The sequence below is a fragment of the Butyricimonas sp. RTP31003st1_G1_RTP31003_210430 genome (assembly GCF_040920905.1).
Lineage (GTDB): Bacteria > Bacteroidota > Bacteroidia > Bacteroidales > Marinifilaceae > Butyricimonas > Butyricimonas paravirosa.
Window position 1 is genome coordinate 59,633 of the sequence record NZ_JBCOSQ010000013.1, and the last position, 17,568, is coordinate 77,200.

Below are 17,568 nucleotides of genomic sequence, written 5' to 3' on the forward strand. Positions count from 1 at the left end.
GCGTATGAAAAAAAAGAAGATAGGATTATTACCAAAGATCGTGATTGCGATTGCTTTGGGTATAGCGTGCGGACTTTTCTTCCCCGGTTGGCTGGTAAGAATTTTCTTAACGATAAATGGTTTGTTTAGTAATTTTCTCGGTTTTATCATCCCGTTGTTGATCTTGGGGTTGGTGGCTCCGGGTATTGCCGATTTGGGTAAAGGGGCCGGGAAATTGTTGTTGATAACTGCCTTGCTGGCGTATGGATTTACCTTGTTTTCGGGGTTCTTCACTTACTTTGCCAGTGACTTGAGTTATCCGTGGCTATTGAAAGATGCCGAGTTGCAACCGCTGGAAACAGCGGCGGTGGAACCTTTGGCTCCCTATTTCACGGTGATGATGCCCCCTTTGATGGACGTGATGACTTCTTTGGTTTTGGCTTTCACGCTAGGTTTGGGAATGTCGGTTATCAACGGGGCCACGTTGAAAGGAGCGATGGAGGATTTCAAAGATATTATCAACAAGGTGATCACGGGGGTGATTATTCCTTTGTTGCCGCTTTACATTTTCGGTATTTTCCTAAATATCTCAAATTCCGGCCAGGTTTCGGGTGTGTTGGGCGTGTTTGTGAAAATTATCGTGATGATATTTTTCTTGACGATCGTTCTGTTGTTTATCCAATTTTTTATTGCCGGGATTGTATCGAAGAAGAATCCGTTCCGGTTGTTCCGGAATATGTTACCGGCTTATATGACGGCTTTGGGAACACAGTCTTCTGCGGCAACGATTCCCGTGACGTTGGAGCAAACGATAAAGAATGGTGTCAACCGGGAATTGGCCGCTTTCGTGATCCCGCTTTGTGCCACGATACATTTGTCAGGTAGCACGATGAAAATCGTGGCTTGTGCCATGGCGATTATGTTGATGTCGGGGATGCCGATTTCTTTCGGGGTGATGGCCGGGTTTATTTTCATGCTGGGAATCGCGATGGTGGCAGCCCCGGGGGTACCGGGCGGTGCGATCATGGCGGCTTTGGGGTTATTGCAGTCCATGCTGGGATTTGACGAGACGGCTCAGGGGTTGATGATCGCCTTGTATATCGCGATGGATAGTTTCGGTACGGCTTGTAACGTGACGGGAGATGGTGCGATTGCCGTGATTATGGACTGGATCAACAAGAAAAGTAATCACACGGGGACTCGGGAAGAACTAGAAGAGGTGGTCGTGGTGGAATGATCTGGTATTCAGTCCGATTTAATACATAAAATGAAAATGAATATATGATTACTTCCGGATCACTATCGTGTAAAGCGCTATTAGAACGCTATTAAATCCCTATTAAAACGCTATTATATATAGCGTTCTATAAGTTCTTTCATTGCTTTTTAAAATGATTATATGCAGAATTGATCCGTTAGTAATCATGATTTGTTGCTAAATATATTTATATCGTGGGGATTACATGTTATTAACTGTTGTTTGAAGACAATAGTTTCACGTGGTAGCGTGAATCTAAATGTTAAATTTAAGATATTCAGTTTTTATCTTTATATTTGCACTAGATAGTGAATGCTATTACGTATGTGATTCATAACGGAAGAATTTAAAGCCGGCCTTTTTTAGAGCGAATTCTAGTAGTTCGTAGCTGATAACTAATAATTTGAATTTATGACAAAGATTAAAGTTCAAAATACAGAAGTGACAGTCATCATTTATGACGATAAGGACTATATTTCCTTGACGGATATGGTACGTAACATCGAAAATGGATTAGCTCTTATCGAGAAATGGCTACGTAACAAAAATACAATAGAGTTTTTAGGTATATGGGAGGAAATGTACAATCCTGATTTTAATTCCCCCGAATTCGAGGGAATTAAAAATGAGGCTGGGTTGAATCGGTTTATTTTATCTGTGAAACAATGGGTGGAAAAAACCAACTCTAAAGGTCTTATCGCCAAAGCTGGTCGTTATGGTGGAACTTATGCGCATAAGGACATTGCCTTTGAATTTGCTTCTTGGGTTTCTCCACAATTTAAACTTTATCTTTTGAAAGAGTTTCAGCGGTTGAAGGAATTAGAACAAGCTCAACTTGGTTGGACTGCCAAACGTGAACTTTCCAAGATTAACTACCGCATCCATACAGATGCCATTAGGCAGAATCTTATTCCATCAGAGGTAACAATTCAACAGGCAAATATCATTTATGCGAATGAAGCCGATGTCTTAAATGTAGCCATGTTTGGCGTGACAGCTAAAATGTGGCGTGAGCGAAATCCTGAACTTAAAGGAAATATTCGTGATTACGCTTCCATCAATGAACTTATTTGTCTTTCGAATATGGAAAACCTTAATGCTGTTTTCATTGAGCAAGGAATTGCGCAAGGAGAACGGCTTGTTAAGCTGAATCAAGTTGCCATTCAACAAATGCGAATACTGGAGGCCGATGGAAATAGGAAGTTATTGAAATAGTATGATTATTTGTATCTTTGTCTGACACAAAGCGAGCTATTATGACAGAACCTCGGGAAGAAATAATAAAAAAGGCGTTTCTGCAATTCTTGAACAGGGGATATAAGGCCTGTTCGTTGAAAACATTGGAGCAAGCCACGGGCTTGACCAAGGGCGCTTTTTATTATTACTTCAAGGATAAGAAGGAGATTTTGGAGGCGGGGATGGAACGATATTTCAGCGTGATGAAGGAGGAGAGTGGGGAGGATGTGGAGCGAGTGGCTTCTCTGCGGGAGTACATTGATCTCGTGATCAAGAATAAAGAGGAGAGTGCCGATGCTTCCCAGAGAGTTTTCGGATGTTTTATACTGGAAGTCTTGTTTTTCCAGCTGGTGCTGGAAGTGGCCCCGATCTTTCCGGATTTCCGGGAGCGGATATACACGATTTCCAAGAGGCGGTTGGCGAACTGGGAGCGTGTTATCTTGAAGGCTAAGCAAAGCGGGGAAATTCGGGCGACATTGGATACTTCGGTTTTGGCGCGTAACTTGATGTCCGTGTCGAGTAGTATGTTGAATATCGAGTTGGAACAGGCGAATTTCCAGTATATGTTTTCAGATACCCGGATGCAGTTTGAACAATATTATATGTTGATAAAGAAATGAACGGAACGAGAGACACGATTATCGAGACAGCTTTTTTGTTGTTCTTGAAAAAAGGATTCAAGGCGGTTACGCTTACCGACTTGGAGAAGGCCGTGGGGATGACGAAAGGGACGTTTTATTATCATTTCTTGAACAAGGAGGAGGTTTTGAAAGAGGGGGTGACGAGGTATTACCGTATGTTGAATAACCGACGGGCCGAGGAGATGAGCCGGGTACATTCGTTGCGGGAGTTTGTTGACCTGACGATCCATAACTTGGAAAGTATCGGTCATTACGGGGCGAAACGTTTGGATAGTGATATTCCCGAAATTTTGTGTCTATCGCTGATGGTGGAGGTGATTTCCCTGTATCCAGAGTTTAAACAGATGGTGAGTGACACGAAAATCTCGTGGATGTCGAAGTTGGAAGGTGTTATCTTAGAGGCAAAACGAGAGAGGGAGATAAGAGATGACGTGGACACGTCGATTTTGGCAAAGAATTTGCTGAACATAAGCATTGGGTTGATAAATTACATTGTTATGCATCAAGATATTTCTTATGCTTTATCATCGGTGCGTTACCAGTATGAACAACTTTATTCGTTAGTAAAAGCTCGATAAAGTTTTTACGGGAGTACATACCGAAAAGTATAAATTTGAAGAGACTTGAAGTTAGAATATAAAAACGAGAAAGTGATGAAGAGGATTACGGAATGTAAATCTGGATTAAGTTTAATTATTGTACTACTGTGCTTTATCTTGCAGTCGAATGCGCAGGGGGTGTTAAGTTTGGAGGATTGTCGGCGGTTGGCGATAGAGAACAACAAGAAACTGAAAATTGCAGATGAGGACGTGAAGGCAAGTGAGGCGCAAAGAGCCGAGGCTTTCACGAGGTATTTGCCTAGTATTGACGCTGTGGGCGTGTATTTGCGCAACCAGAAAGAGATTAATTTGTTGTCGGATGATGCCCATTTACCTGTCGGGTCGATTGGCTCGGACGGGAAGTTCACGTTTCGTCCCGATCAGTTGATGATGGGGGCGGATGGGAATCCGGTGATGGTGAACGGGCAGTATGTCCCGAAGGATTACGCCCTGTTGCCAAAGGAGGCGATGACCGTGGACGAACGAAACTTAGGAATTGTGCAGGTCGGGTTGACCCAGCCAATTTACATGGGTGGGAAGATCAGGGCTTATAATCAGATTGCAGGGTTGTCGGAGCAGTTGGCAAAGAGCAAGCGGTCGCAGGAGTTGCAGAACGTGATTCTCTCGACGGACGAGGCTTACTGGCAGATCGTTTCCTTGGTAAACCGGAAGAAATTGGCGGATAAGTACGTGGAGACGTTGACGAAGTTCGTGCATGATGTCGAGTTGATGCACACGACGGGGGTAGCAACCAAAGCGGACGTGCTTTCCGTGCGGGTGAAACTGAACGAGGGGGAGATGGTCCAAACGAAGGTGGACAACGGGTTGAGTTTGTCCCGGATGTTGTTGAACCAGATTTGTGGCTTGCCGACAGACACGATCGTGATGTTGAAAGAGGAGGTGGCAGACACGGACGTGGAGGAGGTGCCGACGGAGAGCTTGGAACGGGTGTATAGCAGACGTCCGGAGGTGGCGAGTTTACAGCTGGCCACGGATATATATAAAAAGAAGGAGAAGATAGCTTTATCCGAGTATTTGCCGACGATTGCTTTAACGGCGAATTATTTGAGCAGCACGCCTTCTTTCTTTGACGGGGTAAGCACGAAGTTCGAAGGCATGTGGAGTGTGGGAGTCGGGATTAAGGCTCCGATTTTTCACTGGGGAGCGTCACGCAAGAGTTTGCGTAACGCGAAAGCCCAGACTAACGCGATGAATTACAAGTTGCAGGAGGCAAAGGAGCAGATCGAGTTACAGGTGAGCCAGTCGGAATTCAAGATGAAGGAGGTGACGAAGAAGTTGGCGATGGCCCGTAAGAATCTGGAACGGGCGGAGGAAAATCTGAAGTTCGCGAATTTGGGTTTTAAGGAGGGAACGATTCCCGTGCTGAACGTGCTGGAAGCACAAACGGCTTGGTTGACGGCAAATTCGGAGCTGATTGATACTCAGATTGAGGCTCGGTTGTGTAAGGTTTATTTGGAGAAGGCATACGGAACGCTGGAATTTTAGATTTATGATACTAGATTTAAGATTGACCCCCTCTAGCTCCCCCTTGGAAAGGGGAAGAAACAGACGCAAGAAACCGCCGCAATGTTTCAATGTCGCGTGCCCTCCCCCTGTGTAAGGGGAAGTTAGAGGGGGTAGTTTTTCCATTTTAAGTTTTAAACTCTAAATTCTAAATTTTAAATTAATTGTTATGAGTGAAAAGAAAGTAAGCGGGAAGGTATTGATGTTTACAGGGATCGTGATCATCGTATTTTTGGTTGCTATATTCGGATTTATTTTTTGGGAACCGGTGCCGGAGATGATTCAAGGTGAGGCGGAGGCCACGGAAGTACGGATTTCCGGGAAGGTTCCGGGGAGGATTGAGCGTTTTTTAGTGGACGAGGGGGATCAGGTGATGAAAGGAGATACGGTGGCGATTTTGGATAGTCCGGAGGTGATGGCAAAATTTAATCAGGCACAGGCAGCGGAAGAGGCTGCCCAAGCATTGAGCGATAAGGCCCAGAAGGGGGCCCGTGAGGAACAGAAAGCGATGGCCTTCCAAACGTGGAAAAAAGCACAGGCGGCTCTTGATGTGGCAAAGAAGTCTTTTGACCGGGTGCAGAAGTTGTTTGAAAATGATGTGGTTTCCGCGCAGAAACGTGATGAGGCCGAGGCCAATTATAAAGCGATGCTAGCCACGGAGCAGGCAGCGAAGGCTCAGTATGAGATGGCGAAGAACGGGGCGGAGAAGGAAGATAAATTGGCGGCCGAGGCTCAGGTGAACCGGGCGAGGGGGGCCGTGGAAGAAGTTAGTTCTTATATTAAGGAGATATTTTTGATTTCACCGATTTCGGGAGAGATTTCCGAACGTTATCCGAAGGTGGGAGAGTTGGTGGGGACGGGTTCCCCCGTGATGAACGTGCTGGACTTGGAGGATATGTGGGTGGTTTTTAACGTGCGAGAGGATTTATTGGGCGACTTGAAGATGGGAACCGTGTTCACGGGGTATATTCCCGCTTTGAACAATAAGGAGGTGCAGTTGAAAGTGACTCACATGAAGAATATGGGTACTTATGCTGCTTGGAGAGCAACGAAGACAACCGGGCAGTATGATGCGAAGACTTTCGAGGTGAAGGCAATTCCCACGGAAAAGGTGGAGGGGTTGAGACCGGGGATGAGCGTGCTGAAAAGAGCTAAAAACTAAAAGCTAAAAATTAAAAGTTTAAAATTTAGAGTTTAAAGTGAAATCAGGAGTGTTGATTTGTATGGTTGAAATCTAAAATTAAATTATGCGTGAGAATATAAGGGCTTTGGGGGTGTTGATGAAACGGGAGGTCCGGATGTTGGCAGAGCGTCGGATCTACTGGTTCGTGATGGTCTTCGCACCTTTGTTCTGTTTCTTGTTTTTCATGGATTTATTGAAAGACGGGTTGCCGAAGAAGTTGCCTGTGGCCGTGGTGGATGAGGATAATACCACGACTTCCCGTTCCCTGGTGCGTTCGTTGAACACGTTTGCCCAGACGGATGTGGTGATGCGTACGGCGAATTTCAGCGAGGCCCGGGAGGCTTTACAGCGGGGAGATGTTTACGGGATCTTTTATATTCCGGCAGACTTTCGGAGGGATGCGTCGACGGGGAAAGAGCCCGTGTTGTCGTTTTACACGAATGATACTTATTTTCTGGCGGGTTCTTTGTTGTATAAAGATATGCGGATGCAATCAAATTTAACGAATGGAGCGGTTCAACAAACGTTATTGCTGGCGAAGGGAGAGGGCGGGCCGTTGCTCGCCGCTAAGCTGATGCCGATCGTGCTGGATACGCACCCGCTGAATAACCCGTGGTTGAGTTACGCTGTTTATTTGGCGAATTTCCTTTTACCGGCGTTTTTGTGTGTGTTCGTGATGTTTACCACGGTGTATAGTATTAGCGAGGAGATTAAGCGGAGGACTTCAAGAGAGTGGTTGGAGGCGGGGAATGGTTCTATTATCGTGGCATTGATGGGGAAACTTGTTCCGCAGGCGTTGATTTTCACGGCGATGGGGATGCTTGCTCTTTCCATGTTGTATGGTTATGCTCATTTCCCGTTAAATAGTGGATTTTTCCCGATGTTTCTGGCTATGGTACTGATGATTCTAGCCTCTCAGTGTTTTGCCCTGTTTGTTACGGGGATGACCCGCCGGAGCAGAATCGCATTGAGTGCTTGTGCCTTGTGGGGTGTGTTGTCATTTTCGATATGCGGTTTTACTTATCCGGTGCGTTCCATGCCGGAGCTGGCTCAGATCGGGTCGAATTTGTTCCAGATGCGTCACTATTTTTTGATATACGTGGATCAGGCTTTGAATGGTATTCCGATGATATTTTCCTGGCAGAGTTATGCGGCATTGATGGTATATCTGTTCTTGCCGATTTTTATCCTGCCGAAGTTGAAGTTGGATTTGTTGGAGTTTAAGTATTTGCCATAAATCGTTGAAAACGATTTATGGGTTACAGGTTGGCAGGTTGGAATGAGTTTGAAATTTAGAATTTAGAGTTTAGAATGAAAAAGACTACCCCCTCTAACTCCCCCTTACACAGGAGGAGAAACGGACGCAAGAAATCGCTACAATGTTTTTAATGTAGCGTGTCTTCCTCCTTTTCAAGGGAGAATTAGAGGGGGTTAATCTAAAATCAAAAATCATTAAATCTAAAATTGAAATGGGTTTTTGGACGGATATATATTATGTTTTTAAACGAGAGTTTTACGCGGTGTTTCGGGATCATGCCGTGCTGACTTTTTTCGTGGCGTTGATGTTGGGGTACCCGGTGGTTTACACGTTTATATATAGTAATGAGGTGGCGAGGGAAGTGCCTGTGGCGGTGGTGGATCATTCGAAGTCAGCGTTGAGCCGGGAGTTTATCCGGAATTGGGATGCCACGGCGAGTGTGGACGTGGTGGTCCGTTGTGAGGATATGGAGGCGGCGAAGTTGCTGATGTATAAGAAAGATATTTACGGGATTCTTGAGATCCCCTCTGATTTTAGTAAGAACGTGGCCCGGGGGGAACAGGCTCACGTATCTCTTTATTGTGATATGGGAGCTTTGCTGAATTACAAGGCTTTATTGACGGCCGGGACGGACGTTTCTTTGGCGATGGGGAAGGATATACAGGTACAGGGGATGGAGTATGCCACGGAGATCACTGAACAGATTGCGTCTTCTCCCGTACGGATTCAGGACGTGAAGTTGTTTAATCCGCAGGGAGGTTTCACTTCTTTTTTGATCCCGGCGGTGTTGATTTTGGTGGTGCAGCAGTCGTTATTGTTGGGAGTGGGAACGATTACAGGGACAGAGCGGGATCGACGTCGGAAAGGGTTGTTGTTACCTGCGAATAAGCATTTTCGTCGTCCGGCACGGGTAGTTTTAGGGAAGGCTTTTGCTTATTTGCCTATTTATTTCGTGATGAGTTATTGGGTGTTTTTCATCGTGCCTCGTTTGTTCGGGATGACCCAGGTGGGGGAACGGGGGGAACTGATGTTGTTTTTGTTCCCGTTTTTGCTGGCGTGTACCTTTTTTGCTATTGCTATGTCGTTTTTTAGTCGCGAACGGGAAATGCCTTTCTTGATATTCGTGTTCACGTCTGTGCCGTTGATGTTTATTTCCGGAATTTCTTGGCCGAAGTCAGCAATACCGGAATATTGGGTGTGGTTTGGAAAGTTGTTTCCTTCCTCGTTCGGGATTGACGGTTTCGTGAAAATTAATAATACAGGTGCCACGTTGTCAGAGGTGTTACCTGAATTTTGGGGGTTGTGTATATTGATGGTGTTTTATTTTATTGTGGCATGTTTGTTGTATAAAAGAGAGTGTAAAAAGTTAAAATTTAACATGGTTTAGTGATAAAATTGGAAAATGATGAAAGGTGTTGTATTTTCTTTGCTTGGGTTGATTTTATTGATGTGTGCCTGTGGAAGTTCTAAAACAAAGCAGGAACGCGGTAAGGCTACGGTGCAGGCCGATACGGTGAAAAGTTACCAAGGGGAATTGTCGATTATTTATCCGGGAAAGATCAAGGCGGCTTCAGAGGTAAAGCTGTCATTTCGGGTGGCCGGACCTATTCGGGCGGTGTTGCCGGAAGTGGGGGCGTTCGTGAAGAAGGGAGAGTTGATTGCCGAGATTGATCCGAGAGATTACGAGATTCAACTTTCAGCGACAGAGGCGGAATACAATCAAGTGAAGGAGGAAGCCGGAAGGGTCATCGAATTATATAACCGGGGGAGCGTTCCGGTAAATGATTACGATAAGGCCGTGGCTGGGGTCAAGCAAATTACGGCAAAGTATGATGCCCATAAGAACGCCTTGGCTGATACTCGTCTGACAGCACCTTTCGACGGGTATATTCAGAAAAAATATTATGATTCTCACGAGACGGTAGCTGCCGGTTACCCCGTGGTGTCTATGATTAATAGTAATTATTTTGACGTGGACATAGATATTCCGTCCAGTGATTTTGTACGACAAGATTTGTTTAAGTCGTTTTCTTGTACGATTGACGTGTTCCCGGGACAAGTTTTCCCGTTAGAGTTGATTGAAATTACTCGGAAGGCGAACTTGAATCAGTTGTACCGGATGCGTCTGCGTCTGAAACCCGTGCCGGGAGTGGATATTGCGGCAGGGATGAGCGTGAACGTGACGATCGAGTATAACCCGAACGAGGAGGCGTTGACGGTGGTGCCGTTGTCTGCGATGTTCGAAGAAAACGGGGAATCTGCTGTGTGGGTATATAACCCGAAAGCTCAAAATGTGACCAGGCGTGTTATCCAGTTGAAAAAGTTGTTGAAAACAGGTGAGTTGATTGTTTCCGAAGGATTGGCAGCCGGGGAGATCGTTGTGTCTGCTGGTGTGCATAGTTTGAAGGAAGGTATGTCCGTGGAATTATTGAAACCGGTTTCTAAAACAAATGTAGGGGGACTGTTGTAATGATTAATTTAGCGGATTATGCATTAAATAATAGGGCGCTGGTAAAGTTTTTTATTGCAGTGCTGGTGATTGGAGGTATTTTTGCCTTTAATTCGATGAGCAAGTTGGAAGACCCGGAAATCAAGGTAAAACAGGCGATGGTGGTTACGGTGTATCCCGGAGCTTCTGCTCATCAGGTGGAGTTGGAAGTAACGGATGTATTGGAGAAGTCGATTCGTTCGATGGGGGCAATCGGTAGTATCGAATCCAAGTCCATGGCGGATATGTCATTGATCACGGTGGAATTGGAGAGTACTGTGAGTCCGGACGAGTTGGAGCAGAAATGGGATATTCTGCGTCGAAAGGTGACGAATGCACAGGCCCAAATGCCGGATGGAGCGCGTCCTTCCGTGGTGATGGATGATTTCGGGGACGTGTATGGAATGTTTTATGCCATAACGACCGACGGGGTGGGTGACGAGCAGTTGTTGGATTATGCCCAGTTGGTGAAACGGGAGTTGCAAGATATTGAGGGGGTGCGTCGTGTTGAGATCTATGGGAACCGAACCCCGTGTATCAATATCGAGATGATGCAGGATAAGATGGCAAATCTGGGGGTTCACCCGATGGAAGTGTTGTCCACGTTGAACAGTCAGAATAAAACCGTGTATCCTGGTTATTTCAATAGTGGGGATCAGCGTTTGCGGGTGGCTATTAATGATAGCTATAAGTCGATCGAGGATATTAAGAATCTAATTATACAGGGACACGAGGATGATCAGTTACGTTTGCGGGACATTGCGTCCATCACGGAAGGGTATGAGGACCCGGCCCGCAACGGGATGAAGTATGATGGCAAGCAGGCTTTCGGGTTGGCAATTTCCATGGAAAAAGGTGGGAATATCATTACTTTGGGAGAGAAGGTAGATCAGGAGTTACAGCAGTTGAAAGAGTCCCGGATTCCGGTGGGCGTGGATTTTCAGAAAGTATTTTTTCAGCCAGACCGGGTGAGGGATGCCATTAATGTTTTCATGGTTAACTTGTTGGAATCGGTGGTAATTGTGATTCTCGTGCTGATGCTTACCATGGGATTCCGGAGCGGGGTGATTATCGGTACGGGATTGGTGATTATCGTGCTGGGGTCATTCGTGGTGCTTTATCTTTTTGACGGAACGTTACAACGGGTTTCGCTGGGGTCGCTGATTGTTGCCATGGGGATGCTGGTGGATAATGCGATCGTGATTGTCGACGGGATACTGGTTGATTTGGAGCGGGGCGTGAAACGGCCGGCTGCGCTGACAAATATAGCGAAGAAGACGGCGATGCCTTTGTTGGGGGCCACGTTGATTGCTATTTTGGCGTTTTTCCCGATCTTTATTTCCCCGGATACGACGGGCGAGTACGTGCGGGATTTGTTTATTGTGCTGGCGGTATCCCTGTTGTTGAGTTGGGTGTTGGCGTTGACGCATATCCCGATTCATGCGGATCACTCATTGAAAGTGAAACCGAAAAAGTCGAATGAGAATTTGTATGATAGTAAGATATACCGGTTGTTCCGGCAATTTCTTTCTTTTATGTTGTGGCACAAGTCCATGGCAATCGGGGTGGTCGTGGTTTTATTGGCGGTTACTGCATTCTTGTACCGCTATATTCCGCAAGGTTTCTTCCCGGATTTGAGTTACACACAGTTGTATATTGAATTTAAAATGCCGGAGGGTACCCGGGTGGAACGGGTCGAGTCGGATTTGGCAAGTATAGAGGATTATTTGTTGAGTCGTCCGGAAGTGACTCATGTAACGACGAGTGTCGGCGGGACTCCTGCCCGTTATAATCTGGTGCGTTCTATCGCAGAGCCCACGATGAGTTACGGGGAGTTGATCGTGGATTATACGACCCCGGAAGAGTTGAAGGCGTCGATGACCGAGATTCAGGATTACTTGACAGCTCATTACCCGGATGCTTACGTGCGGATGAAACGTTATAATTTGATGTACAAGAAGTACCCGATCGAGTTGATGTTCACGGGACCGGACCCGGCCGTGTTGAGAGAGTTGACGGAGAAAGCGGAACAGATTATGCGTGACGAACCCGCAATTACTTTGGTGACGAATGACTGGGAGCCGATGACTCCCACGTTGATGGTGGATTACTACCAGCCGATTGCCCGTTCCGTGGGACTTTCCCGTTCGGATGTCGGTTTGTCAATGCTTGCTGCCACGGATGGAATGCCCGTGGGATCTTTCTACGAGGGAGTTCATGCAAAGCCTTTGTACATGAAGAGCGTGAATAGTGAGGGGGAGAAGGTGGAAGCACTGGATAATATTCCCGTTTGGAGTGTGCTGCCTTCGACGGCGGCTCTGAACGAGGAGTCGTTGAAGGGGTTGTTGATGGGGACGATGTCCGGGGAGGATTTGCTGGCCCAAAGTATAGGTTCTATCCCGTTGAATCAAGCCACGAAAGGTATTTCTTTGAAATGGGAAGATCCTGTTGTGCGACGTTATAACGGGCAGAGGGCTATGCGGGCGCAATGTAATAATGCTTTGGGGTACACGGCGGAGAGTGCCCGTGCGTTGATCGTAGAGAAGGTGGATACGATTACTTTGCCCGAAGGATATGCTAAACAGTGGTTGGGAGAGCATAAGGCGAGCGGGGAGTCCATGAAATATTTGTTCGGGAATATTCCGTTAGCGGTTATTCTGATGATCGCGATACTGATCATGTTGTTCAAGGATTTCCGCAAGCCGATTATTATTTTCTGTTGTTTACCTTTGGCTGCAATCGGGATCGTGCTGGGAATGTTGATCAGTGGTAAAGAGTTTGGTTTCGTGGCGATTGTCGGTGCGTTGGGGTTGGTCGGGATGATGATTAAGAACGGGGTGGTACTACTGGATGAGATCGGGTTACAGATTGCTTCCGGGAAAGATCAGACACAGGCTCTGCTGGATTCTTCTTCTTCTCGTTTCCGTCCGGTGATGATGGCGTCATTGACAACGATATTGGGGATGATTCCGTTGCTGGGTGACGATATGTTTGGCTCGATGGCCGTTACGATTATGGGGGGCTTGTTGGTAGGTACGGTGATCACGTTGGTGTTTATTCCCGTGTTGTACGCGATATTCTTTAAAGAGAAGAAAAGTGATAGTATAAGTTAGAAGATTATTATGAAAGGTCTGTTGATAATATTATTGGTTTTAGGTATTTCTCCGGTAAAAGCGCAGGTTTCTTTGAACTTGGAGAAATGTCGGGAAATGGCTTTAGAAAGTAGCAAGAAGATGTCGATTGCCACGAAACAAGGGGAGAAGGCTGAATTTGAGCGAAAGGCTTATCGTGCGAATTTTTTGCCCAAGCTTTCGGCTACCGGGTTGTATGCTTACATGCAGAAAAAGAGTTCGTTCACGATTGACGGGGGATATTTACCGACGTTCGTACCGGGTGCGGACGGGGAGATGGTTTACAATCTTTATATTGATCCGGCGACGAAGCTTCCGGTGATGGGAAAGGATGGTCGGCCTCTTTCGGCGCAATATGCTTTCATGCCGGATATAGAGTTGGAGTTGGGGTTACGAGGGGTTTATTCGGCGGGAGCGATGTTGGAGCAACCGATTTATATGGGAGGCAAGATTCGTTCAGCTTATCGTATGGCCACGATTGGAAAGGAAATGTCCGAGTTGAATAAGCAATATACCCGTGCGGAGGTGATTACCGAGGCGGACGAGGCTTACTGGCAATACTTGCGGGTGGTGGAGTTGGTGACTTCTGCCCAGAAGTATAAGGCGGTGGTCAACGAGCTGGTGCGGAATTTGACGGATGCTTACGAAACGGGGATGGCTTCTCGAAATGATTTGCTGAAGGCGCAGGTAAAGTTGAACGAGGCCGAGTTGATGTTGCAAAAGGCGGAGAACGGGAAGGCTTTGGCGGGAATGAATCTTTGCCGGGTAATCGGGATTGATCTTTATTCGACGATACAGGTGAGTGATTCTTTGTATGATGAGGTGACTCCAGGCGTGTTGAATGCAGGGGAGGGATTACAACAGCGTCCCGAATATAATTTGTTGGAGAAGGATGTGGAATTGAAGGAGAAACAGGTGGCGTTGACTCGTTCTGATTTTTTGCCGGAGGTGGGAGTTTCCGCCTCTTATGGATTTTCGGGGGGAATATCTCTGAACGGGCAGACGGAGGACGTGGCATCTTTTACGGCCATGGCTTCCGTGAAGATTCCTATTTATCACTGGGGTGAGGGCCGGGGAAAGATTAAAGCGATGAAGGCCGAGCAGGAGATGAGTCGATTGAAAAAAGAGGAGATGTCACAAATGATGCTTTTGGAGATTGCACGGGCTCGCTATAATATCGAGGATTGTCACACACGGGTTATTCTGACCCGTAAATCGTTGAGCCAGGCAGAAGAAAATCTGGGGGTGAGCAAGAATCAGTACGAGGTGGGTATGGAGACGATCACGAACTATATGGAGGCTCAGGCACAATGGCAAAAGGCGTGGAGTGATTGGATTGACGCGAAGGCGGAATTACGGTTGAGCGAGACGAGATACTTGAAGGCGACGGGACGGCTGAATTGATTTTTGATTTTGAGCATAGAAGGTAAAATTTTATAAATCAAAGGTTAAAGGCAGAAATTAAAAATCGGAAAGAGGGATTTGTTTTTGTAAATAACGGGAATAGCTTTAACTTTACCGTGTCATGTAAAGGTATGTTAATGGTGCCCGATGTAAAAGAGTCAACGATAATTCGACTGTTAGAAACAGGTGACGAGAGATGTATGAAGATGATGTTTGATACTTATTATCAAGCATTATGTACGTATGTTATGCGTTATTTGATTTCGATGGAAGATGCGGAGGATATTGTTCAGACGGTGTTTATATCCTTGTGGAATAATAAGCGGGGACAGGAATTTTCGGGGTCTTTGAGGGCTTATTTGTTTGGGGCGGCGAGTAAAGCATCTTTACAGTTTATGAGGGATCGGGGGAAAGCATATTTCGTAGATATAGAGTTACACGTTGATGATTTTCTAGAGGAAATGTCCCGTGATAATGAGGTGGAGTTGGAGAAAATGAAGGAGTATTTATATGCTGCCATTGAAGATTTACCCGCTAATCCGAAGAAGGTTCTTACCGCAATTGTTTTTAATAATACACCTTATAAGATGGTTGCCGAGGAGATGGGGATTTCGGTGAATACGGTGAAAACATATTACGCTAGAGCGCTTCAGGCGTTGCGTAAATCTCTTGATGGTAAGACATTTTGTCTTCTTTTCCTTTCTTTCTTTTCTTCTAAAAAATAAATTTTAATTTTTCTTCTTGATTTGTGTCACCCATTTTTAAATTTTGGGAATATGTATGAAATTTATGACACATGGAAGATAAGTCGATATTTGAATTAATTGCAGAATATAGTGCCGGGACGATTTCTCCTGCCGATGCCGAATTACTTCGTGAGAGATTGGAGAGCGATGCGGAGGCTATGCGTTTGTTCCGGGAGATTCGAGAGACCGAGAAGATATTGAAATCCGTGCAGGCGCAAGAAAAAATTGACCTTCAGAAGTCGTGGCAACGTCTTGACAGTTCTTTGGTTGGACGATCTCGAAAAGGATGGTGGCTGTTCTGGACAGTGGGTTCCGTGGTTGCTGCTTCCGTGGCGTTATTGCTGATGTTTGTTTTTCCGTTTACCCGACAAGTGGAACAGCCGGAGACGTTGGTATCACAGGTGGGTATTACTCCCGGTGGGGTGAAGGCTGTTTTACAATACGAGGATGGGAAAACGATAGATCTGACCTCTTCATCTTCTCGTATTGTGATATCGGATGGATTGGTGTTAGTGAATGATTCCTTGAAGGGGTTAAGGTTTGACCAAGGCGAATTGGAGAATCGACCGATGAAATATCATACGCTTACGGTACCTGTTGGCGGAGAGTATCATTTCACGTTGGCGGACGGAACGCGGGTATGGGTGAATTCAGCCTCTGAGGTGCGTTTCCCGAATTGTTTTTCTGGGGAAAGGAGAGAGATTTACGTGAAAGGGGAGGTCTATTTGGAGGTGGCTCGTGACGAGAAACACCCGTTTATCGTGTATACTGGAGAAAATGAGGTGCGGGTGTTAGGGACGAGATTTAACCTGACCGCTTATCCGGATGAGCAGAAGGTGATCACTACATTGGTGGAGGGAAGTGTCGAGTTTCGGAATGATCAATCGAGCGTTCGCTTGAAACCCGGGGAACAGTCCGTGTTGAATCGGGCTACTAATAAACTCGAAAAGCAAAAGGTTGATGTATCTATTTACACGTCTTGGGTTTCCGGTACATACGAATATGAGCGGAGTCCATTGTCGGATATTACCCGGCAATTATCCCGGTGGTATGACGTGCAGTTTATTTATGAATCTACGGAATTCAGTAATCACCCGTTCACGGGAGTTGTGAAGCGTGACCAGTCGTTGGAAGAAGTGTTGTCGATTATCGAGAAAACGACAAATATCAGGTTTAAAATATCAGGGCGAACAATTATTATAAAACGAGCGGTAGATGCAGCGAACATCTCCCGCTCAAGTAATTAATTTCATTGCTTTTTAGCGAAACAATTAAAGTACAATTTTATGAAAAAAAATCGATTAAAAGAACTGCATTTCTTGAAAATAGCAGTTTTGCGACATGGAATTAACAAAAACGTGTTGCTATTGGGGGTGTTTATGTTGTTTGGTTTGTGGAATTTTGCTTCGGCGCAGACCAAGAGCGTAACGTTGGACGTGAAGGATATGCCTTTACGTGAAATTTTTAAATTGGTCAAGACACAGACCGGGACAAATTTTATTTACAGTGAGATTGAAATTCAGAAAGGTTCTAACGTGACGCTCAAGTTCGAGAATTTACCGTTAAAAACGGCTTTGGAGAGAATCTTTAAAGATCAACCTTACACGTTTGAGATTCAGGGTGATATTGTGGTTGTAAAACCTACATCGCTGAAGAATGTGAATCAAGAAAATCAGAAAACCTGTGTTATAAAGGGAAAGGTTGTTGGTGAAGACGGTTTACCGATACCGGGTGTGAATATCTTGCTTAAAGGAACAATGATCGGTGTGCTTTCGGATGCAGATGGTGTCTTTAAAATGGAAGTCCCTGCTATGGATGACATTGTGGTAGTTTTCTCTTTTGTGGGTATGAAGACTCAAGAGATTATTTACAAAGGAGAGGCCGATTTGCAGGTTGTCATGAAAGATGACGTGACGGAAGTGGACGAAGTGGTGGTAACGGGAATCTTCAAGAAGGCTAAAGAGAGTTACACGGGTGCCGTGACAACGATTACGGCAAAGGATTTAGCTATGGTAGGGAATCGAAATGTGTTGACTTCTATCCGGAATATTGATCCGAGTTTTAACATCGTGGATGATATTAATATGGGATCAGACCCGAATCGGTTGCCTAATATTACAG

14 protein-coding genes are annotated in these 17,568 nt (G+C 45.7%); all 14 read left to right on the forward strand.

Features of this window, described 5'->3' with window-relative positions:
• Positions 1 to 4: 4 nt before the first annotated feature.
• Complete coding sequence (locus AB5542_RS05950) at positions 5 to 1,216, forward strand: dicarboxylate/amino acid:cation symporter (RefSeq protein ID WP_279038428.1); 1,212 nt, start codon at positions 5 to 7, stop codon at positions 1,214 to 1,216.
• A gap of 432 nt (positions 1,217 to 1,648) precedes the next feature.
• Positions 1,649 to 2,452: a KilA-N domain-containing protein gene (locus AB5542_RS05955; RefSeq protein ID WP_124316285.1), complete on the forward strand. Its 804-nt coding sequence runs from the start codon at positions 1,649 to 1,651 to the stop codon at positions 2,450 to 2,452.
• Positions 2,453 to 2,493: 41 nt separating this feature from the next.
• Positions 2,494 to 3,093 carry a TetR/AcrR family transcriptional regulator gene (locus tag AB5542_RS05960; protein ID WP_279038427.1) on the forward strand — a complete coding sequence of 200 codons (600 nt, stop codon included), beginning with the start codon at positions 2,494 to 2,496 and terminating at the stop codon, positions 3,091 to 3,093.
• Positions 3,090 to 3,692, forward strand: coding sequence for a TetR/AcrR family transcriptional regulator (locus AB5542_RS05965; protein WP_118303208.1), 603 nt, complete (start codon positions 3,090 to 3,092; stop codon positions 3,690 to 3,692). The genes AB5542_RS05960 and AB5542_RS05965 overlap by 4 nt, the downstream gene beginning before the upstream one ends.
• 75 nt (positions 3,693 to 3,767) lie before the next feature.
• Positions 3,768 to 5,219 carry a TolC family protein gene (locus tag AB5542_RS05970; RefSeq protein WP_279038426.1) on the forward strand — a complete coding sequence of 484 codons (1,452 nt, stop codon included), beginning with the start codon at positions 3,768 to 3,770 and terminating at the stop codon, positions 5,217 to 5,219.
• Positions 5,220 to 5,406: 187 nt separating this feature from the next.
• Positions 5,407 to 6,399 (forward strand): HlyD family secretion protein, encoded by a 993-nt coding sequence (locus AB5542_RS05975; protein WP_279038425.1) that lies wholly within the window; start codon positions 5,407 to 5,409, stop codon positions 6,397 to 6,399.
• Between the two features lie 85 nt (positions 6,400 to 6,484).
• On the forward strand, positions 6,485 to 7,657 hold the full coding sequence (locus AB5542_RS05980) for an ABC transporter permease (RefSeq protein ID WP_279038424.1): 1,173 nt from the start codon (positions 6,485 to 6,487) through the stop codon (positions 7,655 to 7,657).
• Between the two features lie 232 nt (positions 7,658 to 7,889).
• On the forward strand, positions 7,890 to 9,065 hold the full coding sequence (locus tag AB5542_RS05985) for an ABC transporter permease (RefSeq protein ID WP_279038423.1): 1,176 nt from the start codon (positions 7,890 to 7,892) through the stop codon (positions 9,063 to 9,065).
• A gap of 18 nt (positions 9,066 to 9,083) precedes the next feature.
• Complete coding sequence (locus AB5542_RS05990) at positions 9,084 to 10,148, forward strand: efflux RND transporter periplasmic adaptor subunit (protein ID WP_270543999.1); 1,065 nt, start codon at positions 9,084 to 9,086, stop codon at positions 10,146 to 10,148.
• A 2-nt stretch (positions 10,149 to 10,150) separates the two neighbouring features.
• Positions 10,151 to 13,279, forward strand: a complete 3,129-nt coding sequence (locus AB5542_RS05995; RefSeq protein WP_279038446.1) for an efflux RND transporter permease subunit — start codon at positions 10,151 to 10,153, stop codon at positions 13,277 to 13,279.
• Between the two features lie 9 nt (positions 13,280 to 13,288).
• Positions 13,289 to 14,701 carry a TolC family protein gene (locus tag AB5542_RS06000; protein ID WP_279038422.1) on the forward strand — a complete coding sequence of 471 codons (1,413 nt, stop codon included), beginning with the start codon at positions 13,289 to 13,291 and terminating at the stop codon, positions 14,699 to 14,701.
• A gap of 137 nt (positions 14,702 to 14,838) precedes the next feature.
• Positions 14,839 to 15,426: an RNA polymerase sigma factor gene (locus tag AB5542_RS06005; RefSeq protein ID WP_118303674.1), complete on the forward strand. Its 588-nt coding sequence runs from the start codon at positions 14,839 to 14,841 to the stop codon at positions 15,424 to 15,426.
• Between the two features lie 71 nt (positions 15,427 to 15,497).
• Positions 15,498 to 16,694, forward strand: coding sequence for a FecR family protein (locus tag AB5542_RS06010; protein WP_279038421.1), 1,197 nt, complete (start codon positions 15,498 to 15,500; stop codon positions 16,692 to 16,694).
• A 39-nt stretch (positions 16,695 to 16,733) separates the two neighbouring features.
• A partial coding sequence (locus AB5542_RS06015) for a carboxypeptidase-like regulatory domain-containing protein (RefSeq protein ID WP_368243014.1) occupies positions 16,734 to 17,568 on the forward strand: 835 nt, incomplete at its 3' end.